Annotated in this window: 19 protein-coding genes; 9 read left to right on the top strand and 10 right to left on the bottom strand. The window is 70.1% G+C overall.

The genetic code is table 11. The features are described 5' to 3' along the window. Positions 1-2: 2 nt before the first annotated feature. Entirely contained in the window at positions 3-1,172 is a 1,170-nt protein-coding gene (locus tag ACNI65_RS24235) for a helix-turn-helix domain-containing protein (protein WP_416759987.1), read from the bottom strand. A 115-nt stretch (positions 1,173-1,287) separates the two neighbouring features. Then, positions 1,288-1,881, bottom strand: coding sequence for a GTP cyclohydrolase II (gene ribA / locus ACNI65_RS24230; RefSeq protein WP_416759986.1), 594 nt, complete (start codon positions 1,879-1,881; stop codon positions 1,288-1,290). 238 nt (positions 1,882-2,119) lie between these two features. Between ribA and ACNI65_RS24225 the strand changes: the two genes are divergently transcribed. Further along, positions 2,120-3,901, top strand: a complete 1,782-nt coding sequence (locus ACNI65_RS24225; protein WP_416759985.1) for a M14 family metallopeptidase — start codon at positions 2,120-2,122, stop codon at positions 3,899-3,901. Between the two features lie 36 nt (positions 3,902-3,937). Here ACNI65_RS24225 and ypfH read toward each other — a convergent pair whose 3' ends face one another. From ypfH to ACNI65_RS24205, 4 genes are read right to left on the bottom strand one after another with little or no spacing between them, the layout of a single operon-like run. Next, complete coding sequence (gene ypfH, locus ACNI65_RS24220) at positions 3,938-4,639, bottom strand: esterase (protein WP_416759984.1); 702 nt, start codon at positions 4,637-4,639, stop codon at positions 3,938-3,940. Between the two features lie 16 nt (positions 4,640-4,655). Further along, positions 4,656-4,994 carry a thioredoxin family protein gene (locus ACNI65_RS24215; protein ID WP_416759983.1) on the bottom strand — a complete coding sequence of 113 codons (339 nt, stop codon included), beginning with the start codon at positions 4,992-4,994 and terminating at the stop codon, positions 4,656-4,658. 20 nt (positions 4,995-5,014) lie between these two features. Then, positions 5,015-7,195 carry an ATP-binding protein gene (locus ACNI65_RS24210; protein ID WP_416759981.1) on the bottom strand — a complete coding sequence of 727 codons (2,181 nt, stop codon included), beginning with the start codon at positions 7,193-7,195 and terminating at the stop codon, positions 5,015-5,017. Positions 7,196-7,220: 25 nt separating this feature from the next. Next, entirely contained in the window at positions 7,221-7,931 is a 711-nt protein-coding gene (locus ACNI65_RS24205; RefSeq protein ID WP_416759980.1) for a response regulator, read from the bottom strand. A 165-nt stretch (positions 7,932-8,096) separates the two neighbouring features. On the opposite strand from ACNI65_RS24205, the gene ACNI65_RS24200 reads away from it, so the two are divergent. Beyond that, on the top strand, positions 8,097-9,323 hold the full coding sequence (locus ACNI65_RS24200) for an SPFH domain-containing protein (protein WP_416759978.1): 1,227 nt from the start codon (positions 8,097-8,099) through the stop codon (positions 9,321-9,323). After that, the gene (locus ACNI65_RS24195; RefSeq protein WP_416759977.1) at positions 9,320-11,032 is read left to right on the top strand and encodes a hypothetical protein; all 1,713 of its coding nucleotides are present in this window, start codon (positions 9,320-9,322) and stop codon (positions 11,030-11,032) included. The genes ACNI65_RS24200 and ACNI65_RS24195 overlap by 4 nt, the downstream gene beginning before the upstream one ends. A gap of 33 nt (positions 11,033-11,065) precedes the next feature. On the opposite strand, the gene ACNI65_RS24190 is transcribed toward ACNI65_RS24195, so the two are convergent. From ACNI65_RS24190 to pyrF, 3 genes are all read right to left on the bottom strand, one after another. Then, positions 11,066-12,922, bottom strand: coding sequence for a type II toxin-antitoxin system HipA family toxin (locus tag ACNI65_RS24190; protein ID WP_416759976.1), 1,857 nt, complete (start codon positions 12,920-12,922; stop codon positions 11,066-11,068). 111 nt (positions 12,923-13,033) lie between these two features. After that, on the bottom strand, positions 13,034-16,285 hold the full coding sequence (locus ACNI65_RS24185; RefSeq protein WP_416759975.1) for a PAS domain S-box protein: 3,252 nt from the start codon (positions 16,283-16,285) through the stop codon (positions 13,034-13,036). 233 nt (positions 16,286-16,518) lie between these two features. Beyond that, a complete protein-coding gene (pyrF, locus tag ACNI65_RS24180) occupies positions 16,519-17,349 on the bottom strand; it encodes an orotidine-5'-phosphate decarboxylase (RefSeq protein WP_416759973.1) in 831 nt (276 codons plus the stop codon). Between the two features lie 70 nt (positions 17,350-17,419). Between pyrF and ACNI65_RS24175 the strand changes: the two genes are divergently transcribed. From ACNI65_RS24175 to ACNI65_RS24155, 5 genes are all read left to right on the top strand, one after another. Then, positions 17,420-18,187, top strand: a complete 768-nt coding sequence (locus tag ACNI65_RS24175) for a GNAT family N-acetyltransferase (RefSeq protein WP_416759972.1) — start codon at positions 17,420-17,422, stop codon at positions 18,185-18,187. A gap of 109 nt (positions 18,188-18,296) precedes the next feature. Continuing rightward, positions 18,297-19,004: a winged helix-turn-helix domain-containing protein gene (locus tag ACNI65_RS24170; RefSeq protein ID WP_416759970.1), complete on the top strand. Its 708-nt coding sequence runs from the start codon at positions 18,297-18,299 to the stop codon at positions 19,002-19,004. Continuing rightward, positions 19,004-20,329, top strand: coding sequence for an ATP-binding protein (locus ACNI65_RS24165; RefSeq protein ID WP_416759969.1), 1,326 nt, complete (start codon positions 19,004-19,006; stop codon positions 20,327-20,329). Before ACNI65_RS24170 ends, ACNI65_RS24165 begins: the two co-directional genes overlap by 1 nt. Before the next feature lie 174 nt (positions 20,330-20,503). Beyond that, positions 20,504-21,079 (top strand): outer membrane beta-barrel protein, encoded by a 576-nt coding sequence (locus ACNI65_RS24160; RefSeq protein WP_416759968.1) that lies wholly within the window; start codon positions 20,504-20,506, stop codon positions 21,077-21,079. Between the two features lie 220 nt (positions 21,080-21,299). Next, a complete protein-coding gene (locus ACNI65_RS24155; protein WP_416759966.1) occupies positions 21,300-21,596 on the top strand; it encodes a hypothetical protein in 297 nt (98 codons plus the stop codon). Between the two features lie 30 nt (positions 21,597-21,626). Here the strand turns inward: ACNI65_RS24155 and purB are convergent, their stop codons facing one another. After that, positions 21,627-22,994 carry an adenylosuccinate lyase gene (purB, locus tag ACNI65_RS24150; RefSeq protein ID WP_416759965.1) on the bottom strand — a complete coding sequence of 456 codons (1,368 nt, stop codon included), beginning with the start codon at positions 22,992-22,994 and terminating at the stop codon, positions 21,627-21,629. Between the two features lie 109 nt (positions 22,995-23,103). Here purB and ACNI65_RS24145 point away from each other — a divergent pair, with 109 nt between their 5' ends. Next, a complete protein-coding gene (locus ACNI65_RS24145) occupies positions 23,104-25,974 on the top strand; it encodes a polysaccharide deacetylase family protein (protein WP_416759964.1) in 2,871 nt (956 codons plus the stop codon). The last annotated feature ends 50 nt before the right edge of the window (positions 25,975-26,024 follow it).

Raw genomic sequence — 26,024 nt, 5'->3', positions numbered from 1 at the left:
CATCACTCCAGCCCAAGAACGTCGACGATGCGTTCCACCGTCTCACCATCCACCCCGATCGCACCCGCGATACCGATCAACTTCCGGTGAGAGATCTGATTCAGCCGGAACGCCTCCAAGGCCAGCCCAACCATGCGGCCTCGACATTCCCGTCGGCTGTCCCCGTCCGGTGCATTGAACAGCCCCAGCATCGTCGAGTAGGGCGCGCCGTCTCCGCGGAGTTCCGCCGCCAGCAGCGTCTGGTACTCGGGATCACCGACCAGACCCAGCTGCCGGGCCCGGCGGAGCGCGGAACGTCGGCTGACATCGAAGGCCTGCGCGACCGCCGCGATGTCGAGCATGCCCACCGGCTTGCCGCCGCCCTCGATTCGCGCGCCGACCCGGTCCATGTCCAAGGTGTCTTGCACACCCGCCGCCGGCATGAGCAGGGCGGCGGCAAACGCGTTGGCTCGGACCTCGACCAGATCGTCCACCGAGCCCATCGTGCTCAGCGACGCCAGTCGATGACGATCCATCAGCACGTGCCCGTACTCGTGCGCCAAGGCGAACCGCCGACGCGTGCGGGCGTGTTGCGCGTTGAACAGGATGAAGGCGCCGAAACGCGCATCGAACAGCGTCATCCCGCAGACGTGTTCCGGCAGTTCCACCGCCACGCTGCCGACCCCCTGGGTCTCGAAGAGATGCGGCAGACGCTCTAGCCGCTGATCGCCGACGTTCAAGCGGATCCGCTCCGCGGCCGCGACTGCCTCGCCCTGCTCGATCGCCTCGCCGACATCGCCGGGTTCCGGCAAGTCGAACGCCTCGCGCAGCAAGTTCCTGCGCTCAGCGCCCACCTGCTGCTCCAGCAGCGCGAATTGCAGCGCGTACGCGATGCCTTCTTGCAACGAGCAGCTCAACTGGCTCTTGTCGATGCGCGTGGGGCCCGCGCGGAACAGCGCGCTCAGCGCGCCGTCGTCGACGAAACGGTCCTCCGTGAACTCCCAGGTCTTGCGCCCCACCGCGTAGGCAAGGCGCCCCATCTCACGCGCCCCGATGGGACGCTCGCCACCCTCGATGGCGGCGATGTCCTCGACCGAGAGATCGGTGAACTCGCTCAGCTCCTGCTGGCTCAGGTGAAAGCGCTCACGCGCGACGCGCACCCGCTCACCGATCTGTTGCTGCGTGACCGTCATCTGCTGGCTCCCCATCAGGGTGGAAAGCCAGTAATGCTGCGCGTGAACCCTCACGCGCTCCATGGCTCAATCAAGCAGGGCTCCGGTCAGCTCCCACTTGTTTGAGGAGCCATCCTCACTCGAGGTAATGCCCCATCCGCCTGCGCTTGGTCTCGAGGTAGCGCTCGTTGTGCGGGTTGGCGGCGATGCGCAGCGGCACCAGTTCCTCGACCTCCACCCCGCCCTCGACCAGCGCGTCGCGCTTGACCGGGTTGTTGGTGATCAGCCGCACGCTCTTCACGCCCAGCAGGCACAGGATGTCGATCGCGTCCGCGTAATCGCGCTCGTCCTCGGCGTGGCCCAGGCGCAGGTTGGCGTCGATCGTGTCCGCGCCCGCTTCCTGCAGCGCGTACGCGCGCAGCTTCTCCACCAGGCCGATGCCCCGGCCTTCATGGCCGCGCATGTAGATCACGATGCCGCCCTCGTCCTTGAGCAGGTCCAGCGCGCCTTGCAGCTGCGGACCGCAATCGCAGCGCAGCGACTGGAAGACGTCGCCGGTGAGGCACTCGCTGTGCACGCGCAGCAGGCCGCCGCGCTCCTTCAGCGGACCCACCGACAGCACCAGGTGCTCCGAGCCGGTCACCGGACTGCGGAACGCGCGCGCCTGGAAGTCGCCCAGCGTCGACGGCAGGTGCACCACTTCCCACTCGGTCGCCCCTTGCGTTCCCAACGGGATCTTCTCGCAGTGATTCACAGCCATCTCTCCAGCAGTCGCCTCGGCGTCCTCGCGGACCGCCTTGTCATTGAAGTCGTGCGACGCGCCCCCGGATCGGCTCCGGACGCGCGCGCAAGGGCAGCAATTTAACCTGTCTCAGGGTAAACGCGCTGTGCCAGCGTGGAGAGGCCTCTCGGTCGCAGGGGCCTGGGCATGCAAAATCGGCCGCACCGACACCGTCCCTGGGATGCCCATGACCGCTCTCCCGCCCGCCGGCCCGACCACGACGACGACCACCGCGACGATCCCCACGCCGGTTTCCGCGCCCGCCCCCGTCCCCCTGCTGCCCACCCCGCGCTTCGACGAGTTCCCGCGCTACGAGGCGCTCACCCAGCTGCTGTTCAGCTACGCCGAGGCCTGCCCCAACCTGGTGTCGGTGCGCTCCATCGGCAAGAGCTTCGAGGGACGCGAGATCTGGGTCGTCATCCTGACCAACACCGCCACCGGCGTCGACGTCGAGAAGCCCGCCTTCTGGGTCGACGGCAACATCCACGCGGCCGAGCTCACCGCCTGCACCACCTGCCTGTACTACCTGCACGATCTGCTCTCCAAGTACGGCACCGACCCGCAGGCCACGCACCTGCTGGACACGCGCACGATCTACATGGTCCCGCGCCTGAACCCCGATGGCGCCGAGCTCGCCCTGGCCGACCGGCCGCGGCACATCCGCTCCTCCACGCGCCCCTATCCCTTCGACGAGGAGCCCGTCGAGGGCCTGAGCGTCGAGGACATCGACGGCGACGGGCGCATCCTCACGATGCGCATCCCCGACCCGCACGGCGGCTACAAGAAGCACGCCGACGATCCGCGGCTGATGGTCGCGCGTCAGCCCGGGGAATTCGGCGGCGAGTACTACCGGCTGATGCCCGAGGGACTGGTCGTCAACCACGACGGGCTGACCATCAAGGTCAACCGGGACAGCGAAGGCCTGGACCTGAACCGCAACTTCCCCGCCGGCTGGCGCCAGGAGTTCGAGCAGGTCGGCGCCGGTCCGTATCCGACCAGCGAGCCCGAGGTGCGCGCGATGGTCGACTTCATGGTCGGCCATCCCAACATCGGCGCGGCGATCAGCTTCCACACGCACAGCGGCGTGATCCTGCGCCCCTGCGGCACGCGCAGCGACGACGAGATGGCGCCGGAAGACCTCTGGGCCTTCCAGCGTTTCTCCAAGCTCGGCGAGCAGCACACCGGGTATCCCGCGGTGAGCATCTGGCACGAGTTCAAGTACCACCCCAAGGAAGTGATCACCGGGACGCAGGACTGGGTGTACGAGCACCTGGGCGCGCTGTTCTGGGTGGTGGAGCTGTGGTCGCCCAACAAGGAGGCCGGCATCACCGGCTACAAGTGGATCGACTGGTTCCGCGATCACCCGGTGGAGGACGACCTCAAGCTGCTCAAGTGGAGCGACGAGCACTGCGACGGCAAGGCGCATGTCGAGTGGACGTCGTTCATGCATCCGCAGCTCGGGCCGGTGGAGATCGGGGGCTGGGACAAGATGAACTTCTGGCGCAATCCGCCGCCGCATCTGCGCGAGCGCGAGGCCGCGCGTTTCCCGGCGTGGATGAACCAGATCGCGCTGAGCCTGCCGAAATTGGAGCTGCTGCGCACGGAGGTGCGGGCGCTCGGGCCGGATACGTGGCGCGTGCGGATGGCCGTGGGCAACAGCGGCTGGCTGCCGGCCTACCTGACCAAGCAGGCGCTGGCGCGCAAGCAGACGCGCGGGGTGATGTTCGAGATCTTCCTGCCGGTGGATCCGGAGGTGGGGCTGGTGAGCGGCAAGCCGCGGATGGAAGGGCCTCAGCTGGAAGGCCATGCGCCCAGGCAGACGCAGCTCGCGTTCCTGCCGGAGCGGGACATCACCGGGGATCGCGCTTACGGCGAATGGGTCGTAAGAGCGCCGAAGGGGACGCGGCTGAGCCTCGTCGCCTGGGCGGACCGCGCCGGCACCGTCAGGACCGAGGTCACCCTCGATTGAATTGACCCCCTCTCCCGCTCCGCGGGCGAGGGTGCCTCAATGCTTGGGCTCGTTCTTGTCCGCCTCGGCGGCGGCAAGCACCGCCTCGCGCCAGAGGCGCGCGGGAATGAAAGTCCTGAGCTGCTCCATCGCGCGCTCGATGAGTTCCGGATGCAGCTCATGCCCGACCTTGGGCAGCACGTCCGCGGTGATGTCCGCGCCGAGCGACATCAGCTCCCGCGCCGCGTTCAGCAGCGCCGGATACGGCAGCTCCGCATCCTCCTTGCCATGCAGCAGGTGAATCGACACATCCTTGGGCGCATGCTGCGGCCAGTAGGCATACGCGCCGCCAAACGCCAGCACACGTCCCGCCAGCTGCTCTTCCTGCTGCAGCGCCTCCAGCGCCAGGATCGCGCCCTGCGAGAACCCGCCCAGCGCGACGCGCTCCCAGCTCATCTCGAGCTTCTCCGCCCAGCGGCGCACCAGCGCGATCAGCGCCGGCACCGCCTCGGTCAGGCGCGCGGCCTTCGCCGCATCGTCGCCCTGCTCGGAGTACCACTGGAATCCCGCCCCGCCGCCCGGAATGGCATCGAAGGGCTCGAAGCCCTCGGGCAGCACCAGCGCGGCGCGCGGGTACTGGCGATGCAGGGCCTCGGCGAGCGGGCGCATCTGCTCGATGTCGGCGCCGGCACCGTGCAGCAGCACGAACAACAGGTCGGGCGCTCCGTCCTTGGGGAGCAGCACATGGGCTTGGGTCATGGGGCGCGATTGTCCGTCAGGCCCCGTCGATGCGTTCCAGCGCGGCCCGGATGTCCTCAGCGTTCGTGGGCCTGACCAGCCGCTCCACCTCCACGCCGTCCTTCATGAAGATCAGCGTCGGCCACAGCTTGACCTTGAACGAGCGGCCCAGCGGCTGACCCTTGCCGTCCTCGACCTTGATGTGCTGCACGCGCTCGTGCCGGCCCTCGAAGGCCCGCACCAGCAGCGGCTGCGCGGACTCGCAGATCGGGCACCACGAGGCGCCGAACTCCACCAGCAGCGGATGCTCCCGCGACAAGGCATCCACCGCGTCACGGATCGGTTCAGTCAACGCGTAATGGGCATTCATCGGCATGTCGACACTCCTTGATCGGCTCAGGCCGCCGTGCGGCGCAAGCTCATCTCGAACACCACCCCACCCGGCACATTGAATGCCCGGATGCTGCCATCCATCTTGGCCAGGTAGGTCTTCGCCACGAAGAGCCCCTGCCCGCGACGCTCTCCACTGGCCTGCGGCGCGGTGTCGGACACGCCGTACTCGAAGATCTGCTCCAGCATCGCCGCGTCGATCGGCGGCCCCTGGTTGTGGATGCGCAGCAGCACCACACCGGGCTCGCCCGCCTCCAGCGTGAGGGCAATGGGCGTGCCCCCGGGCCGGTAGCGATCGGCGTTGCGCAATACATGCGTCACCGCGTCCTCCAGCGCGTAAGCCTCGGCGCGCACCGGCAGCGGCTCGGGCAGCGCGCTGGCGAAGCTCACATCGTCGATGCCGGCGTAATGCGCGTTGGCCGCGATCTCGCGACAGAACGCCGCCAGGTCCAGCGCCTGCGGATTCAGATCGGCCGAGGCCAGCGCCTCGCTCGGCGGCGCGCTGCCATACAGCACCTTCACCGCCTGCTGCATGCGCTGCACGTAGCGATGGCTGGCGTCCTCGGGCGCACCGTGCAGCACCATCAGCGACTGCAGCGGCGACATGATCTCGTGCCCCACCGCATGCCACATCTCGCGCTCGCGCTCGGCGCGCAGCTGCTCGCGACGCAGGCCGTCCTTCACGCGGCTGAGCGCATCGGCGAGGCTGCCGGCCAGGATGCCGAGCTCATCCCGGCCGCGCAGGTCGGCGACGTCCAGCTCGCCGATGCGCTGGTCCGCGCGCGCGTCCTGCATGTTGTACGAGACCGCCGCGGCGCGCTTGGTCAGCACCGCGATGCCGCGGATCAGGCCCAGCTCCACCATCAGCCACGCGAGCGCCACCGCCGCGAGCATCGCCGCCGCCAGCCACGCCAGCGGGCGCGCCTCCAGCGCGAGCTGGCGATCCAGGCTGCGCAGGTCGCCGCGCAGGTCCAGCCGATACCGGCCGCTGGCGGTCTGGACCTCGTCCGAGGCCGTCAACCACCGGACGTCGGCGGCGTCGCGGTCCGCGCCCACCCCCAGGATGTCGCCCTGCACCGGCAGGCGGCGCATCACATGGATCAGCCAGGGCAGCGCGCGCTCGGACAGCTCCGGCCCGCGCCGCTCCGCCAGGGTCTGAGCCTGCCGGCCCAGGCGCTCGATGCGCAGCGTCTCGCCCGGCTGCAGCGACGCGCCGATCCGATCGAGCGACTGCGCCAGCGACGCGCCGGGCCGGCCGCTGTCGAAGAGCGTCGTCGGCGTCGTCGGCGTTTCAGCCTGCCCCTCCACCGCCTCGGCGGGCCCCAGCAGCTCCACCCGCACGCGCGCCTGATCGAGGTCCAGCGGCGGCCACACCGGTCGCGCGCGCCGGCCGTCGGCATCGAACAGCGCGTCCTGGAAGGCCTCCACCGGCAGGCGGATCGAATAGAAGGTGCGGCGCGGGCAGTCCGGCCCGCTGCGACCCTCGCTGCAGGGGCCTTCGCGCCAGAGCCAGCCGCGGAACTCGCGCACCGGGCGCGACTTGCCGGGCAGCTGCGGCCCGCCGCCGAGGAAACCGGTCAGCCGCCCGCGTTGCGTGCCGTCGGACGCCGCGGCGCCCTCGAACGGCGCGATCCAGGTCTGCGTCTCGCCGCGCAGCTTCAGCGTCACGCGTGCCCGATGCACGCCGGACAGATCCAGCGCGCCGTGCTCGCGCCCGATCAGCGGGCCGCTCTCCAGACTGCCGACCAGGTAGACGAATCCACCCGCGTAGGCATTGGCGCCGACCGCGACGCACAGGCTCGCGCCATCGGGCCAGCGCAGGCCGCAGCCGGCCATCTCGACCGCGCGCTGGGCCTTGCCCTGGTCATCGAAGTCGATGGCCGAGAACGGCAGCAGCACCGGCGCCTGGCCGTCGCGATCGCCCGCGTTCATTGTCGGATTCAGCAGCGCGAGCTGCCCGTTGGGATGGCGCAGCGTCAGCACGATCTCGGCCAGCGACTGGCGGAAGCCCTGCGCGTAGCGCTGATAGGCGCGCTGCTTCTGGTCGATCAGCACGGTGAGCACCAGGCCCACCGTGGCCAGCGCGAGCAGCAGGAAGGCCAGGTGGACGACCGCGCGCCGGCGGAAGGCCGCCAGGCCCAGCCTTGGCACCGCCAGCGCGGGCAGCTCGACCGGACCGAGCTTCATGCGCCGCCCCTCACGGACCGCGGGCTCATCGCGGACCGGACCAGCGGAAGCCGCGCATCGGCACGTTCTCGATCGCGTCGAAGGCGGGATCGACCTCCTTGAGCGCCTCGCGCAGCGTGGAGACGTGCTTGCGCACGTTGTCGCGCGTGCGGCCGCTCTTGACGACGTCGTAGAGCTCCTCGTACGACACGACCTGCGGCGCGCGCTGGTAGAGCGTGGCCAGGATGCGCTGCGCGGTCAGCGGCAGGTTGATGCGCTGGCCCTTCCACAGCGGACTGCGCTGCCACAGCGGATCGAGCTGCAGCGCGTCCGGCGCGGCCGGGGCGGGCTCGGCGGGCTCGCGCGAGCGGGCGGCGCGCAGGATGTCGAGGAAGGTGTCGATGAACTCCGACTCGTCGAAGCTGGTCTTCTGCAGGTAGTCCCACGCGTCCAGCGCCTTCATGATCCCGCGGTAGATCGCCGCGGGCATCGCCGACACCACCAGCACCGGCGTGCCGGCGTTCAGCTTGTTGATCTCGTTGATCAGCGCGATGCCGGCATTGCGCTCTCGGCCGAGCTCGATGTCGAGCACCACCATCTCGTAGCGCTCGCGGGCCAGCGCGGCCTCGGCGGCGTCGCGGTCGAACCATTGGTCGACCTGCAGCTCGGGCCGCGCGGCGCGGATCCAGCCGGCCAGTTGCTCGCTGGTGGGGCGGTCGTCCTCGATGACGGCGACCTTGTTCCTGGGGGTGACCATGGCGCCGGATTATCGACAGCCCGGCCCACCGCGGCGCGCCCCGCGTGTGAGGGTTTCTTCCGGACCGTGAAGGGACCCGCCGGCGGCCGCATTGAGGCTTCCGGCCCGGCTGCGGACCATGAGCGACATCCCAACACCCGAACGACGGGAACCCCGGAGGACTTCATGAACGACCGCCTGCAATCGATCCGCAACGCCGCCGCGCGGCTCAAGGCGCGGCTGCCCGGTTTCCCGCGCCGCCGCGCCAGTGCCGGCGTCCTGCGCGCCCTGCCCTGGCTGGCGGGTCTGAGCGCCGTGGCCGGCGCGGTCGCCCTGCTGGTCACCCATCCCCCGGTGCACGAGGTGCCGCGTGGCGCCGTCAGCCTGCGGACCAACATGCTCACCGGCGGCGTGACCGAGGGCCGTTCCGGATCGATGCTCGCGCTGCCCGGCCTGCACGACGTGCGCGACCTGCCGCTGCGCGACCGCAGCTATCACCCCAAGCGCTTCGCCCGCGCCGACGGCGAGGCCCCGCTGCAGTCGCTCGAGGGCCTGTCGCTGGGACTGGACCTGACCGTGCGCTGGACCGTCGACCCGAACCGCCTGGCGCAACTGGCCGTCTCGCTGCCCGACGACATCGAAGGCGACGTGATCGCGCCGGCGCTGCAGGGCATCGTCTATCGCCAGGTCGCCACGCACACGGTGCGCGAGATCTTCTCGACGCAGCGCGGCCCGATTCAGGCCGCGCTGGAGTCGGAGCTGCGCCGCAAGCTGGCCGTCGACGGCATCGTGCTGCGCGGCCTGGAGATCGGCAACGTGGACCTGCCCCAGGAGTACCGCGAAGGCCTGGAGAACCTGCTCGCCGAGGGCCTGGCCAGCGAGAAGATGCGCTACACGCTGGAGCTCAAGGAGAAGCAGGTCAAGCAGACCGAGCTGGAGGCGGCCGCGGAGAAGGTGCGCCGCGAGACGGCCGCCGAGGCCTCGGCCCGCGAGCAGATCATCGCCGCCAAGGGCCAGGAGGAGGCGATGAAGCACGTGCTGCCGTTCAAGCAGCGTCAGGTGGAGCAGCGCCAGCTCGAGGCCGAGGCGGAGCGCGTATCGCGCATCAAGCTGGCCGAGGGCAGCGCGCAGGCACGCGGCATCGAGGCGGACGGCGAAGCCAAGGCCCGCGAAAAGCTCGCCGACGCCGAGGCCTATCGCCAGACGCGCATCGGCAAGGTGGCCGTGGACCAGATGGCCGCCGAGGGCGCGTTGCTGAGCCGCCATCCGCTGCTGATCCAGAAGGCCATGGCCGACAAGCTCTCCGACAAGGTGCAGGTCATCATCGCGCCGCCCCCGTCGGATGGCGGCTTCATCGGCAAGACGCTGCTCGGCACGAAGCAGGAACCCGCGCAAGAACAGGGCGCGCAATGAAGACCGTCCAGGACATCCCCAAGGAGATCGCCATGAGCCGCATGAAGCTCGTGATGGCCGCCGCCATCGCCGCCGTCGCCGTCCAGTTGCTGTGCGTCCACTCGGCCAGCGCCGCCAGTGGCGCCGACGCCGCGAATGCCGCGGCTGATGACACCGCGCCCAAGCCCCCGATCAAGGCGGGTGGACCGGGCGTCTCACCGGACGACACCGCGCCGCGCACGGCGATGGTCGTGCAGGACAACGTCGCGATGCGCGCCGCGGCGAAGGACTCGTCGCCCGCGCAGGCCCAGCTCTGGCGCGGCGAGGCGCTGGAGATCCGCGGCGAGCGTCCGGATCATTTCCAGGTCTACGACTACCGCCGCGAGCGCGGCGGTTTCGTGCGCAAGAGCGCGCTGTTGCCGCTCAGCGGCGCGGCCGCCCAGCCGGCGTCGCTGCTGGCCGCGTTGCGGGTGGTGCGGCAGCAGCCGGGCATGGAGTCGTTGGGCGTGGGCCTGGCCGCGGCCTATGTGCAGGCCGCGAGCGTGGCGCAGATCAACGGCGTCGAGGGCGCCGAGGCGCTCGATGCGATGGGCACGCTGGCCGAGCGTCTCGCGGAGCGCGCCTCGCGCGTGACGCCGCGTCCGGACGGTGCGGCCACGGCTGCGGAAACGCAGGTCGCCGCGCAACTGGACGTCGCCGCGCGTTACGGCCTGCGCTTTCGCACGCTGGAGCGCGAGGCCGGCGCGATGCAGCTCTGCTACGACGGCGAGGCCTTCCGCCGCGTGCTGGCGATGCCGGTGGCGTCGGCCGAGCAGAAGGCACGCGCGGCGCTGGCGCTGACGCGCGTCGACTGCCTGGACCCGGTGGCCACGCCGCCCCAGCGTGAGCAGATGGACCAATGGCGCGCGGACGTCCTGGACAAGGTCGACCTGCGCGATCCGCTGCTGACGACGTACTGGCGCAACCGGGTGCTGATGCGCCAGACCGGCGTGTGGAGCAGCCTGGCGTTCATCCGGGCGCGGCGCGCCTCGGCCAGCGCGGCCCCCACGATGCCGGCATCGACATCGGCCCAGTTGCAGGTGGACGCGGCGGGGGCGGCCTCGCGCCGCGCGCTGGAGGCCTTCGCGCGCGTGGTGCCGGCGGAGCTGTCGGACGACGATCAGCCGGCCTACAACGACGCCGCGATGCGCGGCAACGCGGCACGCTGGCTGGCGATGCCGTCGGGCCCGTCGGAGCAGACGCTGGGCGGTTTCAAGCTGACGATTGCCTCGGGCCAGCCGGGCGAGACCTGCGTGACGCTGGCGCTGAACGGCGCGCGTGAGGGTAGCGCGGCGCAACTGCGCCATTGCGCCTGGGGCCTGGTGATGCCGGCGTCGGCGCGGATCAACCGCGAGGGCAACGCGATCACGATCGCCTCGGTGCCGGCGGACGGCTGGCGCGAGCTGTGGGTGCTGCGCCGCACGGCGCAGGGCTGGCGCGTGGCGGTGCTGCCGCCGGTGGCGGCTCAGCCGGGCCTGGGTTACGCGGAATTCGCCGGCTGGGTGCCCGGCGGCAAGGAGCTGCTGGTGGCGCGCGAGTCGCGCGCCGAAGGCCGCTACAAGCGCAGCTACGAGCTGGTGGACCTGGACACGCTGGAGACGAAACGCCAGGCCGGCGACGTGACGATGCTGGGCGCCTTCCAGCGGTGGCAGGCGGCGGATTGGAAGGGGATGTCGCTCAGTTTGCGGTGAGCGCTGCGTCGACCGGGGCGTTGAGCGGGGCGCTCAGTCGAACTCGCGCAGCCGGGTCTGGATGGTGTCCAGCACCCGCTGCGCGAGCGGCGCGCCCACGCGGTCCTGCCGCACGACCTCAGGCAAGGCGATGCCTTCGACGGCAACCCGCAACACGTTCAGCAACCCGTCAATGACCGTTTGCGCATCGGAGACCCTCAGGTCAGCGATCGCAGCAAGGGCCATGAAGTCCGCACGCCGCAGGCGTTGATCCTTGCCATTGAGCTTCAACGCCATCGCATCGTGCTGCAGGCCAGGGAACACCCGCGTGGTCAGCGTGTCGTAGACGGGAGCGAAGCGCACGCTGCGGAAAACCTCGTCGCCCGCTTGCGCCGACTTGAGCATCGCCATGTTCTTGAGATGCATGTCGCCGTCGGCGATCAGCCATGCGAAGAGGGCGCGCCGGAGCACCACGAGCAGGTCCTCCTCGGGCGAGGTCGACAGCGCGCGCACCGCCCGCGAGACCCGTTCCATGGTCCCCTTGTATTTGTCCCTGGGCTCGAGCTCGAGCACCGAGCACAGGTCCTCCATCGCGAGCCATCGAGCGTCGGCCACCGCGAGGTCGGTGCTGCGGCGGATGTCGAAGCGCTCGACGATCAGCGCCAGCGGCAGGCCATCGGGCATCGGGACCAGCGCGTGGTCGGGCACTTCGAAGCCGACCGCGCGCGACAGCGTCAGTCCGAGCCACTCCGCGACCGGCAGTCCTTCGAAACCGGACGCGCCCGCGGGCTTGAGGATGTGGGAGAACGGCAGGTGCGTGGCGATCACCAGCGTGCCGTCCGCGGTCAGGTGCATGGGCGCCTTGATCTGGACACCAGACAGTCGCGGCGTTTCCTGGTTCGCGAAGAGCTGCGCGAGCCGATGCGCGAAGCCGTTGTCCATCGCGTCGGGCCGCGGGCCGGCGTAATGGCCGATGAACAGGCCGTCTCGGGTGAAGTCGGCCAGCGCGGTGCTCACCTTGTCTTGAGGCAAGGCGGCCAGTCCCGCCTGCCGCTCCGCGATCGTGATGTTGGACATGTAGCGCTTGCCGTGACGCAGCAGCTCCCGATCGCTGGTCTCCCTCAGCACCGACTCCAGCCAGCCCTCCGGAAGCAGGGACACGATGAACGGCGGCAGGCGCCCGGGCGTCGTCTGCCGGATCAGGGGCGGCAACCTGGGCCCGGTGTCGGCGGCCTTCCAGCGCCATTCGGTGCCGTCATGGTCCAGCTCGCCGAGCAACAGACCGTGCCAGGCCACATCCAGGGCGAAAGCGGCTTCATTGCGCGGCAGGTGCTCGGGGCTTTGCTGCTTCAGGAAGCGTTCAGCGCCTTCGCCCTCGCGGTACCAGTCGTTGCCGCGCGCCAGCGTCCAGAGCGCGTCAGCGGCTCGTGTCGCATCCCCGTACTCCTGCACCAGCCGCGCCGCCAGTTGCGCGCGCATGTCGACATCGATGGCCTGGGCGTGCTCGCTGCGGACCCTGAACGCCTCCAGGAAGCGTTGGCGCAAGGACGAGACGGGCACGGTGAGCTCGCCCCATCCATCCGCCACGACCGCGTCCACCGTGGAAGGTTGACTCGGTGCGCGGTTCTGGACGATCTCCAGCCCTCGTAGCCGGGTGCGCTGGTTGCGCTGCCCCGAGACATACAGGCGGCCATCCCGGGTCGGCGCGAGCAGCACGGCGCTGGCCGACGACAGGTAGGCGCGAGGGTAGAGGTAGCGGGCGATGCGCACCGCATGGCGAAGGATGAGCGCATCCGCATCGTCGTCGGCATCGACATAGATGCCGCGCATCAGCGGGATCAGTTCGCCGGTCGACGCCAGCCGGTGACCCCGGGCGGCGTCGAGGTTCTCTCCGACCAGATACAAGCCCATGATGAATTTTCTCGCACTTCAAGTGCGTGAAAATTACCATTCAGTGGCTTCTATTGCAATGACAAGGTCATGTTAAAAATTTTCCCGCACTTCAAGTGCAAGAAAATTGCATCAGCCCGCGGTGAGCTTCACCAGCACCTGCCGCAGCCGCTGTGCGTCGATGGGCTTGGTGAGGAACTCGTTCATGCCGGCGTCCAGCGCCTCATCACGCTCCTGGACCAGCGCCGCGGCCGTCAACGCGACGATCGGCAGCTGGCCGTGGTCATAACGCTGGCGCAGCTGACGCGTCGCCTCATGCCCGCTCATCACCGGCATCTGCACATCCATCAGCACCGCGTCGAAGGGCTTGCCCATGCTGGCCGCCGCGGTCACCGCCTCCACCGCCTGGCTGCCATCGCTCGCCTGCGAGACCTCCGCGCCCCACTGCTCCAGCATCGCCACCGCGATCAGCATGTTCACCGGGTTGTCCTCGACCATCAGGATCCGCCGACCCGACAGCTCCGCGTCATCGGCCGGCGCGCGGCGTTGCGCGCTCACCGGCGCGGGCGCCGCCGGCAGCGGCAGCTCGGCCCAGAACGTGGCCCCCGCCCCGGGCTGGCTCTCGACACCGACCTCCCCGCCCATCAGCGTGGCCAGCTCGCGGCAGATCGACAGGCCCAGTCCCGTGCCGCCGTAACGCCGCGTCGTGGACTCGTCCGCCTGCGTGAAGGGCTCGAACAGGCGCCCCTGCATCGCCGCCGGAATGCCGGGCCCGGTGTCGCTGACCTCGATGCGCAGCCGGCGCTCGTCCTGGCGCCGCACCCGCACCGACACGCTGCCCTGCTCGGTGAACTTCAGCGCGTTGCTCAGGAAGTTGCTCAGGATCTGGCGCGTGCGCACCGGATCGCCGATCACCCACGCGGGCACCGCGTCCTCGACGTCGATGCCGAACCCCAGCCCGCGCGCCTGCGCCAGCGTCAGGTAGCCCATGCGCATCGTGGCGAGCATGTCGCGCAGCGCGAAGGGCACGGTTTCCAGCGTCAGCCGGCCGGCCTCGATCTTGGACAGGTCCAGGATGTCCGACATCAGCCCCGACAGGCTCTCCGCGCTGTCCACCATCTGGTCCAGGTAGTGGCTGCGGGTGTCGCCGCCCAGGTCGGGCTGCTGCAGCAGCCGCGCCAGGCCCACCAGGCCGTTGAGCGGGGTGCGGATCTCATGGCTGATGTTGGCCAGGAAGGCGCTCTTGGCGCGGTTGGCCGCCTGGGCCTCGTCCTTGGCCTGGGCGAGCGCCGCCTCGACCCGGCGACGCTCCGTCACGTCTTCCATGATCCAGATCGTGCCGCCGCGGCTCGGATGGGTCGGGTCGACCGCGCGCGCCAGGATCCGGCACAGGAAACGGCTGCCATCGCGCCGGCGCATCAGGCGCTCGACCTCGACCTGCTCACCCGCCGCCAGGCGCGGGCCCAGCTCGCGACCGACCGCCTCATAGTCCTCGGCCCCCGGCCACACCACGCCGCCCGGCTGACCGATCAGCCCGCCCGCGGGCCAGCCGAACATCTCCTCCACCAGCCGGTTGGCCTGCACGAAGCGCTGATCCCGCGTCAGCGCGATGCCGATGGACGCGTTCTCCAGGATCGCCGCGTGCACGAGCCGCGTGCGCTCGGTGTCGGTCACGTCGCGCGAGTTGACGACCAGGTAGGACACCCCATCCAGCACGAAGGGCGCGGCCGACAGCAGCATCGGAATGGGCTGGCCGCGCCGGTTCACGAAGGTCGCCGGCATGTCGGCCACGCGGCCGTGCTGTTGCAGCGCCTCGATCAGGCGCTCGCGATCGCCGATGTCCTGCCAGATGCCGACTTCCTCGGCGCTGCGGCCCAGGACCTCGTCGGCGGTGTAGCCGCTCATCGTCTCGTAGGTCTTGTTGACCATCACGTATCGCCCGCTGACGGTCTCGGTCAGCGTGACCACGTCGGGGCTGGTCGCGAACAGGTGCGACAGCAGCGCCTCGGAGCGCCGCAACGCGTCCTGCGCGCGCGAGGTCTCCGTCTGGTCGATGAAGAAGGACAGCGTCGCCGGCCCGGTGGCCGCGTCCACGCGCACGCTCGTCGCCTGCACGAGCCGACGCCGGCGCGACAGCGTGCGCAGCCGGAATTCCGTCATCGGCAGCATCGCGCCCACGGGCAGCGCCTCGATCTTGGCGGCGCGCTGGCGGGCGCGCTCCTCGTCGCCCGGCTCGTAATGCGAGAACAGGTCCTGACCGATCATCGACGAGCGCTGCGTGTAGCCGAACATCGCCATCGCGGCCGGATTGGCGTCCATCACCCGGCCCCAGCGGTGCAGCACCAGCGGCGAGGGCGAGCGCCGGAACAGCTCGCGGTACCGCGTCTCGGTGGCCACCATGGCCTGCTCGGTCTGGACCTCGTCGGTCACGTCGCGGCCCACGCCCCAGTAGCCGCGGAAATTGCCCTTGGCGTCGAAACGCGGCTCACCGCTGACGGACACGTAGCGCAACGTGCCGTCCTCGGACGTCCGGCGCATCACCAGCCCACGGAACGGTCGGTGCGATTCGAGGTCGGCGCGATGGGCGTCGAGTTCCTCGTCCGACAGCCCCAGGTGCTCGATCTCCCACGGCGCGCGGCCCAGCCGCTCGGCCATCGACAGGCCGGACGATCCCGGGTTGTGCTCGGCCAGGTGCGTGAAGCGGAACTGGCGGTCCATTTCCCAATACCAGTCCGCGGCCATGTTGAGCAGGTGGCGGAAGCGCGAGTGGCGCTCGTTGACCTCCTGCATCGCGCGGCGGATCAGCTTGGCGGTGCCCAGTCCGACCACCAGCCCGGCCGTGAGCAGCAGCAGTTGCGTGAGCAGGCGGGCGGTCAGCCCGACCGGCGCGGTGTTGACGTGCAACCAGCCGCTGAGCTCGGCGGACGCCAGTCCGCCCAGCACCGCCAGGCCCAGCCCGAACAGCGACAGCCCGGCGCCCAGCCCGATCATGCTGGTGCCCAGCGCGACCATCAGGCCCATGATGCCCAGGCTGGCGGCGTTCAGTCCGAGCTGGCGCGACACCGCCAGCGACAGCGCCGTGGCCATGGCCAGCCCCATCAGCGCGAGCGTGGCCGAGGGGCCCCGGTGCGCCGGCAGCCGCCACAGCATCAACAGGCCGGTGGAGGTGGTGACGAGCGCCAGCACCGGCGGCACCAGGCCGCCCAGCGGTTCAGCGGCACCGGCGCTGGCCAGCAGCAGCAGGCCGGCCAACCCGGACAGGAGCACGCACGCGGCCATGAACAGCCGCGCGGCGCGCCATTGCAGCTTCGCGGGCAGGCTGTCGCCGCGCGACAGCTCCTGCCCCACCAGACTGCTCAGATCGTCCTGGGAATCCTTGCTCACTCGACCCCGCCCAACTCGTTATGCCTGAGGACCCTGCGCGTCGCTCTTGCGGCGACCGGTCCGGGCAGTGCGCGTGCCTACATGGCGCGCGACAGCCTCGGATTGCAACGTCCGGTAACGGAGTCTCGGCCAGAGGGGGCCGATCTGGAGAGTCGAGGAATCCCGAAACGCGCCCAGTTCGGTGCGCGCCCGGGGTTTCCGCGAATTAGTTGGCGGGCGTCAGGGGGCGCCGCTCAGGCGCCGGCGGCCGGGCGCAGGGCTTCGCGTGTCGCCAGCGCCACACGGCGGGCGGCGGCGGCGAAGTCCTCGCCGGCGGACGCGTACAGCACGGCCCGGGAGGAATTCACGATCACGGTGCCGGCGTCCTGGCGCCAGCCCGCGGCCACGGTGGCGGCGGCATCGCCGCCCTGGGCGCCCACGCCCGGGATCAGCAGTGGCAGCGTCGGCGCCAGCGCGCGCACGCGCTCGATCTCCTGCGGATAGGTCGCCCCGACGACCAGGCCCAGCTGGCCGTTGACGTTCCAGTCGCCCTGGGCCAGCGCGGCCAGGTGCTCGAACAGCCGCGGCTGACCCGGCACATCCGCCAGGCGCTGCATCTGCCAGTCGTCGCCGCCCGGATTGGACGTGCGGCACAGCAGGAAGGCGCCCTTGTCGGGGTAGCGCAGGTAGGGCTCGACGCTGTCGCGGCCCATGAACGGGGACAGCGTGACGGCGTCGGCCTGGTAGCGCTCGAAGGCCTCGCGGGCGTACTGCTCGGCGGTGGCGCCTATGTCGCCGCGCTTGGCGTCCAGGATCACGGGCACATGCGGCGCGTTGCGCTTGATGTGGGCCATCAGCTGCTCGAGCTGGTCCTCGGCGCGGTGGGCGGCGAAGTAGGCGATCTGCGGCTTGAAGGCGCTGACCACGTCCTTGGTGGCGTCGACGATGGCGGCGCAGAAGTCGTAGATCCGGCCGGCATCGCCCTTCCAGTGGGTCGGGAACTTCGCGGGATCGGGATCCAGCCCGACGCACAGCAGGGAGTCGTTCAGGCGCTCGGCGGCTTGCAGCTTCGACAGGAATTTCATGGGCGGTATTCTCCCGCTTTTGCTGGCGAGGCCGGCGGCGCGGGGCGCCCGGACGCCCAGGGAGTCACGGATGGATGTGTTGAAGACGGCGCGGCTGCGGCTGCGGTGGTTCCGGCAATCGGACGCGGCTTTCGTGCGCGGGCTGCTCAACGAGCCGGCCTGGATCGAGAACATCTACGACGCGCAGGTGCGCACCGACGAACAGGCGGCGGTCTGGATCCGCGAGCGGCTGGAGGCGCGTTACTGGCTGCTGGGCTACGGCTTCTGGGCCGTGGAACGGCTCGAGGACGGCGAGCTGCTCGGCCTGGCCGGCGTGATCCACCGCGAGGGGCTGCCGCATCCCGACATCGGTTACGGCTTCCCGGCGCGCTTCTGGGGCCACGGTTACGCCCGTGAGGCGGCGGCCGGCACCTTCGACTACTGCCGCCAGGTGCTGGGCATGCGCCACGTGATGGGCACGACGGCCCCGGACAACCATTCCTCGGGCCGGGTGCTGCTGGCGATCGGCATGACCGACGAGGGCAACCAGCAGACCGAGGCCCACGAGGGGCTGTCGCGCGTCTACACCTGGCACGACCCGGTCGAGCGCGGCGACGCCGAGGAGATCGACGCGCTGCGCTTCAGATGGCAGGCCGCGCTGCGCGGCCCGGCGCGCGCGGCGCTGACGGCCTGCGTGACGCCCGAGACGCTGGACCGCGTGATGGCCGCCCGCACCGATCTCTCGCCGCAGGCGCTCGATCACCTGGCGCAACGCTGGGCGCCGCTGGCCGACGATCCCACGCTGCGGGCGGTGCGCACGCCCGCGGGCTGGCGGCTGGATGTGCCGGCGGACCGCTGATCGCTGGCGCTGAACGCCGATCGCCGGCACTCTGGACGCGCGCGCATGGGCGCGTTCCTTTAAGCGTGGCTGAAGTCGACCGGGGGCGGGCTCGCCTATGCTCGCGGCCATGGACATCTCAGCTCAGAGCGCCGCGCGCATCCTGTTGATCGAGGACGACGAGCGCCTGGCGCAACTCGTCGCCGACGCGCTGCGCAAGGCCAACTACGCGGTCACGGTCTGCGGCGACGGACTGGCCGGCGAGGCGCTGATGCGCCAGGAGCCCTTCGATCTGGTGCTGCTCGACGGCCATCTGCCCGGCAAGGACGGCTTCGACGTGCTGCGCGACACGCGCCGTGATTTCGCGGGCCGCATCGTGATGCTGACCGCGCGCGACGACGACATCGACCAGGTGCTCGGGCTGGAAGGCGGCGCGGACGACTACATCGCCAAGCCGGTGGCGCCGCGCGTGCTGCTGGCGCGGCTCAAGGCGCTGCTGCGGCGCGACGCGCTGCCCGCGGCGCATCCGGTCGGCGAGGCGCTGCACTTCGGTCCGCTCACGCTGCTGCCGCAGTCGCGTGAACTGCGCCTGAACGGCGAGCCCGTCGCGCTGACGACGGCCGAGTACGAGCTGCTGAACTTCCTGGCGCAGCGCGCGGGGCAGGTCGTCAGCCGCGACGACATCATGCAGGGCCTGCGCGGGCTGGAGTTTGACGGCCTGGATCGCGCCATCGACGCGCGCATCTCGCGCCTGCGCAAGAAGATCGGCGAGGACGCGCAGGCGCCGGTGCGGATCAAGACGGTGCGCGGCCAGGGCTACCTGCTCGCGATCGACTGATGGCCGCGATGACCTTGCGCGCCTCGCTGCTGCGGATGGCGCTGGGGCTGGGCCTGGCGGTGCTGGCGCTGATCCTGCTCGTCGAGGGCCTGGTGCTGATCGGCGCGTCCGAGGTCACCAACGACTACGTGCGCAACTTCATGCGCGGCACGGTGGACCTGCTGGTGCGCGATCTCGCGCCGCTCGATCCGCCGGCCCGGCGCGAGCGGGTGCGGGAGCTCGACGCGCAGTTCGACTACCCGGTGCGGCTGATCCGCACGGACCTGGCCAATCTGAGCGCCGACCAGCGCCGCCGCGTCGAGCGCGGCGAGGTGCTGGTCACGGGCTTCAATCGCCGCATCTACGCGGCGCTGCCCGGCGAGCCCGATCAGCTGCTGCTGCTCGGGCCGCTGGACTCCAAGCGGGGGGGCGAGCTGCCCAAGGAGCTCGCGGCGCAGCTGGGCGTGGCGGTCGTGATCGCCTTCGCGGTCGCGGTGATCGCGTGGTGGCAGCTCCGGCCGCTGTGGCGCGATCTGCGCGGCTTGCAGCGCGCGGCGGAGCGCCTCAGCGCGGGACGGCTGGACACCGAGCTGCCGCCGCTCAAGAGCCGGCTCTTCGCGCCGGTGGCGGCGGCCACGCGCGCGATGCTGGAGCGGCTCGCCGCGGCGATGGCCACGCAACGCGAGCTCACCGGGGCGGTCTCGCACGAATTGCGCACCCCGCTGGCGCGGCTGCGTTTCGCGATCGACGCGCTGGTCGATGAAGAGGACCGCGACGCGCGCGAGCAGGCGGTGATGGCGTGCGAGCGCGACATCGCCGAGCTCGACGAGCTGATCGACGCGAGCCTGACGCTCGCGCGTCTGGACATGGGCGCGCTGCAGCCGCACCTGGCGCAGGGCGACCTGGGCGAGATGCTGGCCCGCGAGGCCGCGTCGCTCGCGCCGCTGCTGGACGGCAAGGCGCTGGACACGGACCTGCGGCTGCCCGATGCCTTGCCCTTCGACGAGCGCCTGCTGCCTTACGCGGTGCGCAACGGACTGCGCAACGCCGCGCGTTACGCGAAGGGCCGCATCCTGCTGTCCGCGTGGGTCGAGGCGGGGCAGTTGTGGCTCGCGATCGACGATGACGGCGAGGGCGTGCCGCCGCCGCTGCGCGAAGCGGCGTTCGAGCCCTTCAAGCGCTTGGAGCGCAAGGGCCGCGGGACGCGTGGCTTCGGGCTGGGGCTGGCGATCGTGCGCCACGTCGCGCACGCGCATGGCGGGCATGCGAGATTGGGCGAGGCGCCGCGGCTGGGCGGTGCGCGGTTGCTGCTGTATTGGCCTGCGTCAAGCGCGGGCGCTGCGTGAAGCTTCGTCAAGCGGCTTGTTGACGGCTGTCAAAGACCGTCACAGAAGCGCTCAACTCGGTCCACAGACAGGGCGGGGTCGAATTCCCAGAATGAGCTCCATGTCGAACGAGCCTGGCGGTTGTCCAAGGCAACACCCGGACGACATCGATCAACAGCTCTGAAGGAGTTTCGAATGAACCGCAACAACAATACCGCTCGCACCTCGACCAACGGCAAGAAGGCCGGCCTGCTGGCGGCTGCCGCGATGGCGCTGACCCTGGGTGTGGGTGTGGCGCATGCCGACCCGGTGACCCCGTACTACATCGGTGGTGACGTGGGCAAGACGACGCAGCGTGTGGATGGCAACTCGCAGAAGCGCACGTCGGACAGCTACAGCATCTTCGGCGGCTACAAGTTCAACGAGAACTTCGCGGCTGAGATCTCGTACGCGGACCTGGGCAAGGTCGAGTTCGGCGGCGTGACCGCGAAGAACAAGGTGTACTCGCTGGACGGTATCGCGCGTGCCCCGCTGGGCGCCGGTTTCGGCGTGTACGGCAAGGTGGGTCTGGCGTATGCCGAGCGCGACTTCAACAACGGCCTGGGCGACAAGGACAAGACGGGTCTGAAGCTGGGCGTGGGCGCGGACTACGCGCTGACGAAGAACGTCACGCTGCGTGCCGAGGCCACGCGCTACAACAACATGCCGCAAGCCAACGGCTTCGACAAGAAGGACGATCGACTGAGCCTGGGCGTGGCCTACCAGTTCTGATCGACCTCACGGTTGACCGGTGCCGATTCCCCCCGGCACCGGCGCCTTCCGGGACTGCTCCTGAGCGACACCCGATTCCCCCAAGACCGGAAGGGCGAGGGCAGTGCAGCGATGCACTGCCCTTTTTTCGTTTGGGCTCGCGCCGCGCGTGTTCCTTCGGGTTCGCCCGAAGCGACATGACCAATCGAGGTCATGGCCGCCCGTTCCTCGACGCGCTCGAATGTCCGCTTTCTCGCGAACGGAACGGATGACGATGCGGCGACTCTCTCGATCTCCCCTTCGACTGCTTCTTCGGCTCCTGCTGCGACTGCTGGCCGGCGCCGCATTTGGGGCGGCCATGCTGGCGCTGCGCGCGTGCTGCTCGCAGTGGTCCTACCCGGCGTTGTTCATGGCGATGTACGTCGCGATGGGCGTCATGGTGATCGCCATGGTCGTGGGCGGCCGCGGCATGGATCGCTGGCTCGATCAGCGTCAGAACCGCCAGAACGACAAAGGCCCGGCAGAGCCGGGCCTTTGAGCGTCATCGACCGAGGGTCGACGGCGATGCTCAGATCTTCTTCGCCAGCGCTTCCGCCTTGCCCGTGTAGTTCCCCGGCGTCATCGCCAGCAGGCGTTGCTTCTCGGACTCGGGCAGCTCCAGGCCCTGGATGAACTGCTGGATCGACTCGCGCGTGATCGTCTTGCCGCGCGTCAGTTCCTTCAGCCGCTCGTACGGGTTGGGCAGCGCGTAACGGCGCATCACCGTCTGGATCGGCTCCGCCAGCACTTCCCACGACGCGTCCAGATCCGCGTCCAGCGCCGCCTGGTTCAGCTCCAGCTTGTCCAGGCCCTTGCTCAGCGAGTCATACCCCAGCAGCGCATACCCCAGCGCCACGCCCATGTTGCGCAGCACCGTCGAGTCCGTCAGGTCCCGCTGCCAGCGCGAGATCGGCAGCTTCTGGCTCAGATGCGTCAGCACCGCGTTGGCCAGACCGAAGTTGCCCTCGGCATTCTCGAAGTCGATCGGGTTCACCTTGTGCGGCATCGTCGACGAGCCGATCTCGCCCGCCTTCGTCTTCTGCTTGAAGTAGCCCAGCGACACATAACCCCACACATCCCGCGACCAGTCCACCAGGATGGTGTTGGCGCGCGTCACGGCATCGAACAGCTCGGCCATGTAGTCATGCGGCTCGATCTGGATCGTGTACGGGTTGAACGTCAGACCCAGCTGCTGCTCGATCACCGACTGGCTGAACGCCTCCCAGTCCTTCTCGGGATAGGCCGACAGGTGCGCGTTGTAGTTGCCCACCGCGCCATTCATCTTCGCCAGCAGCTTCACCTCGGCGATCACCACGCGCGCGCGGCGCAGGCGCGCCACCACGTTCGCGATCTCCTTGCCCACCGTCGTCGGACTCGCCGTCTGACCGTGCGTGCGGCTCAGCATCGGGTTGGCCGCCATCGCCTGCGCCATCTCGGTCAGCTTGCCGATCACGCGGTCCAGCGCCGGCAGGATCACCTGATCGCGCGCGGCCTTCAGCATCAGGCCGTGGCTCGTGTTGTTGATGTCCTCGCTCGTGCACGCGAAGTGCACGAACTCGCCCGCGCCCTCCAGCTCCGCCTTGCCGGCGAACTGCTGCTTGATCCAGTACTCGACCGCCTTGACGTCGTGGTTCGTCGTCTTCTCGATGTCCTTGATCGCCTGCGCGTCCTTCTCCGAGAAATTCGCGACCAGCGCCCGCAGGAATTCGCGCGACCCCGCCGACAGCGGCTTCAGCTCAGCCAGGCCGGCATCGGACAGCGCGATGAACCACTCGATCTCGACCTGCACGCGGCGGTGCATCAGGCCGAATTCCGACAGCAGCGGGCGCAGCGCGGCCATGCGCGACGCATAGCGGCCATCCAGGGGCGACAGGGCGGTGAGGGCGGAGAGATTCATGGCGCGCTGCGGCCGGAACCGGCCGATCTGGGGGTGGGACAAACCCGCGGATTCTACAGAGCGGGTCACAATGGCGCCCGCTCCGGCAAAGGGCCGGGCGAGGGAAGGCATGCAAAAGAGAAGTCAACGCAAGGGCACGGTCTGGGTGACCGCCCTCACCGCCACGGCGTCCGCCGTCACGATCTCGTTGCTGGGCGGCTGCAAGCCCGCCGGCGACGCGCCCAAGCAGCTGGCGCCGCTGGAGGCCGCCTCGGCCAGTCCCACCGTCAGCGCCGCGCTCGTCAAGCAGAGCGATGAGCTGCTCGCCCGCTACCGCCAGATGATCGTGCTGATGGACGGCGAGTCCTCGCTCAAGCCCGCCGAGCGCGAGGCCGTCCACGCCGTGGGCCTGATGCTCTTCCATGACCTGCAGGACAGCACCCGCGCGCTCGCCGACACCGCCGGCAAGAGCGGCGATCCCGCCGGACTGGCCGCGCTGTCGGCCCTGCTGGACCGCATCGAGCAGGAACCGTCGTGGTTCGATGCCGACCGGCTCGCGTTCAAGGAGTTCCTGACGCAGCTCGCGCAGCAGTTCTCCACCTCGCAGAGCCTGGCCGGGCTGAAGCTCGCCAAGCGCGCCGGCGAGGACCTCGCCGTGCTGGCCGACATCGAGGGCACCTACGCCCAGGAACTGCGCGACACCTTCGGCCGCTTCGCCCAGCGCGGCATCGTGCCCAAGCGCGAGAAGTGGACGGACTACGTCGCCAAGCTCAAGGCGCTGTACACCCGCGAGCGCATCCTCAAGGACTACGCGACCATCCTGCCCGACCTGCAGGCGCGCCCCAGCGCCGATGCGGGCGATGACGCCCCGCCCGCCACGCAAACCGCCAACGCGCAGGCCCCCGCCACGCGCGGCCCGTCCAAGCAGGAACGCGAGTTCTTCGGCCGTCAGCTGCCGCCCAAGACCGTGCTGCTGACCTTCGACGACGGCCCGCATCCGCGCTACACCGACGAGATCCTGGAGATCCTCAAGCGCTACCAGGCGCCCGCCGTGTTCTTCGAGCTCGGCCGCAACCTGGGCAGCGTCGACGCCAAGGGCAACGTCAAACCCGGCCCGGGCAGCGAGGTCGCCAAGCGCGTGCTCGCCGCCGGCCACCCGATCGCCAACCACAGCTTCAGTCACGGGCTGATGTCCAAGTTCGAGCTCGACAAGGTCCGCCAGGAAGCCAGCACCACCGAGGCGCTGCTCGACGCCGCCGGCCGCGATGGCCAGGCGCTGTTCCGCTTCCCTTACGGCGCGCGCAACGATGCCGCGCTCGGCGCGATCGAGGCGCTCAAGCTGCGATCGATGATGTGGAACGTCGACTCGCTGGACTGGTCCGATCCGATTCCGAAATCGATCGCCGCGCGCGTGCTGGGCGAGCTCGGCAAGCAGCAGCGCGGCATCGTGCTCTTTCACGACATCCACGCCCGCACCGTCGAGGCGCTGCCGCTGGTGCTCGACCAGCTCAAGGCCGAGGGCTACAAGTTCGCCGCCTGGAAGGACGGCAAGATCGTCGCCGTCGACACGCCCGCCGCGGATGCCGCCCCGCCCGAGCTGGCCGGCGCGAACCTCTATCGCGACAGCGTCGCGCTGGTGATCGGCATCGACCAGTACAAGAGCTGGCCGCGCCTGCAGCACGCGGTGCGCGACGCCAAGGCCATCCAGGAGACGCTGCAGACGCAATTCGGCTTCCGCCCGGAGAACGTCACCACGCTGACCGACGGCGACGCCACGCGCGCCAACATCCTGCGCGCGCTCAACGCGATGGCGCGCAAGGGCGGCGACGGCAAGCTCAAGCGCGATGACCGCGTGTTCGTCTTCTTCGCCGGCCACGGCAGCACGCGCAAGCTGCCCAGCGGGCGCGACGTCGGCTACATCATCCCGGTGGACGCCGGCACCGACGACCTGCAGACGGACGCCATCGCGATGCCGCAGTTGCAGGAGCTCAGCGAGGCGCTGCCCGCCAAGCACGCGTTCTTCGTCATCGATTCCTGCTATTCGGGACTGGGCCTGACACGCGGCGGCGCGCCGGGCGGCAGCTCGAACTTCGTGCGCGACAACGCGCGCCGGCTGGGCCGCCAGATGATGACGGCCGGCGGCGCCGACCAGCAGGTCGCCGACGACGGTCCCGGCGGCCACTCGGTCTTCACGTGGACGCTGCTGCAGGCGCTCTCCGGCAAGGCCGACCTCAACGGCGACGGCCTGATCACCGCCACCGAGCTCGCGGCCTACGTGGCCCCCGCCGTCTCCGCGATCGCGCATCAGACGCCCGCCTTCGGCAGCCTGCCCGGCAGCGAGGGCGGCGAGTTCATCTTCGAGCTCGCCTCCGCGCAGGAGCAGGCGCTCAGCGGCGACAGCAACCAGCTCGACGCCAAGGCCAGCGCGCTGGCCAAGCAGGCCGACGACGCGCGCAACGCGCAGCTGCAGCCGGTGGCGCAGGCCCCGGCTCCCGCGGGCACCGCGCCCGGCGCGACCCCGGCCAGCGCGACCGCGGTGCAGGTCACGCTCAAGGGACTGGACGGCAACGACACCGCGATCGCCACGAGCGCCGCGCCCACCGCGGTGTCGCCGCGCGTGGCCGCGCAGCGCGCCAACGACCGCGGGCTGCAGCTCTACAAGGAGCGTCGCTACGACGAGGCCGAAGCCGCGTTCACCGAAGCGCTCAAGCTGCAACCGAAGTTCGCGCTGGCCGCCAACAACCTGGGCTTCATCTACTACAAGCGCGACAAGCCGGCCGAGGCCGCGCGCTGGTATCGCAAGGCCATCGAGATGGACGGCACTCGCGCGCTGGCCCATCTCAACCTGGGTGATGCGCTACTGCGCGCGGGCGACGACGCCGGCGCGCAGGTGGCCTATCGCGCGTTCATCGAGCTCTCGCCCAAGCACGCGCGCGCCGGGGAGCTGAAGGCCTGGATCGAGCGTCCCGACAGCGCCAAGCGCCCGGAACCCCCGCTCTGATCGGGGTTGCGAGCGATCGCCACGGCGCTTGCCGGCGTTGGAAAGCGCCG

The sequence above is a fragment of the Roseateles sp. So40a genome (assembly GCF_048081605.1).
In the GTDB taxonomy this organism is placed as follows: domain Bacteria; phylum Pseudomonadota; class Gammaproteobacteria; order Burkholderiales; family Burkholderiaceae_C; genus Roseateles.
The sequence above is the reverse complement of the archived record's forward strand: the minus strand, read 5'-3'. Positions and strand labels throughout refer to the sequence as shown.

Coding starts and splice junctions, on each gene's coding strand:
- ACNI65_RS24235 (WP_416759987.1), bottom strand. CDS start 1,172: ATGACGGTCACGCAGCAACAGATCGGTGAGCGGGTGCGCGTCGCGCGT.
- ACNI65_RS24225 (WP_416759985.1), top strand. CDS start 2,120: ATGACCGCTCTCCCGCCCGCCGGCCCGACCACGACGACGACCACCGCG.
- ypfH (WP_416759984.1), bottom strand. CDS start 4,639: ATGACCCAAGCCCATGTGCTGCTCCCCAAGGACGGAGCGCCCGACCTG.
- ACNI65_RS24215 (WP_416759983.1), bottom strand. CDS start 4,994: ATGCCGATGAATGCCCATTACGCGTTGACTGAACCGATCCGTGACGCG.
- ACNI65_RS24210 (WP_416759981.1), bottom strand. CDS start 7,195: ATGAAGCTCGGTCCGGTCGAGCTGCCCGCGCTGGCGGTGCCAAGGCTG.
- ACNI65_RS24205 (WP_416759980.1), bottom strand. CDS start 7,931: ATGGTCACCCCCAGGAACAAGGTCGCCGTCATCGAGGACGACCGCCCC.
- ACNI65_RS24200 (WP_416759978.1), top strand. CDS start 8,097: ATGAACGACCGCCTGCAATCGATCCGCAACGCCGCCGCGCGGCTCAAG.
- ACNI65_RS24195 (WP_416759977.1), top strand. CDS start 9,320: ATGAAGACCGTCCAGGACATCCCCAAGGAGATCGCCATGAGCCGCATG.
- ACNI65_RS24190 (WP_416759976.1), bottom strand. CDS start 12,922: ATGGGCTTGTATCTGGTCGGAGAGAACCTCGACGCCGCCCGGGGTCAC.
- pyrF (WP_416759973.1), bottom strand. CDS start 17,349: ATGAAATTCCTGTCGAAGCTGCAAGCCGCCGAGCGCCTGAACGACTCC.
- ACNI65_RS24175 (WP_416759972.1), top strand. CDS start 17,420: ATGGATGTGTTGAAGACGGCGCGGCTGCGGCTGCGGTGGTTCCGGCAA.
- ACNI65_RS24170 (WP_416759970.1), top strand. CDS start 18,297: ATGGACATCTCAGCTCAGAGCGCCGCGCGCATCCTGTTGATCGAGGAC.
- ACNI65_RS24165 (WP_416759969.1), top strand. CDS start 19,004: ATGGCCGCGATGACCTTGCGCGCCTCGCTGCTGCGGATGGCGCTGGGG.
- ACNI65_RS24160 (WP_416759968.1), top strand. CDS start 20,504: ATGAACCGCAACAACAATACCGCTCGCACCTCGACCAACGGCAAGAAG.
- ACNI65_RS24155 (WP_416759966.1), top strand. CDS start 21,300: ATGTCCGCTTTCTCGCGAACGGAACGGATGACGATGCGGCGACTCTCT.
- purB (WP_416759965.1), bottom strand. CDS start 22,994: ATGAATCTCTCCGCCCTCACCGCCCTGTCGCCCCTGGATGGCCGCTAT.
- ACNI65_RS24145 (WP_416759964.1), top strand. CDS start 23,104: ATGCAAAAGAGAAGTCAACGCAAGGGCACGGTCTGGGTGACCGCCCTC.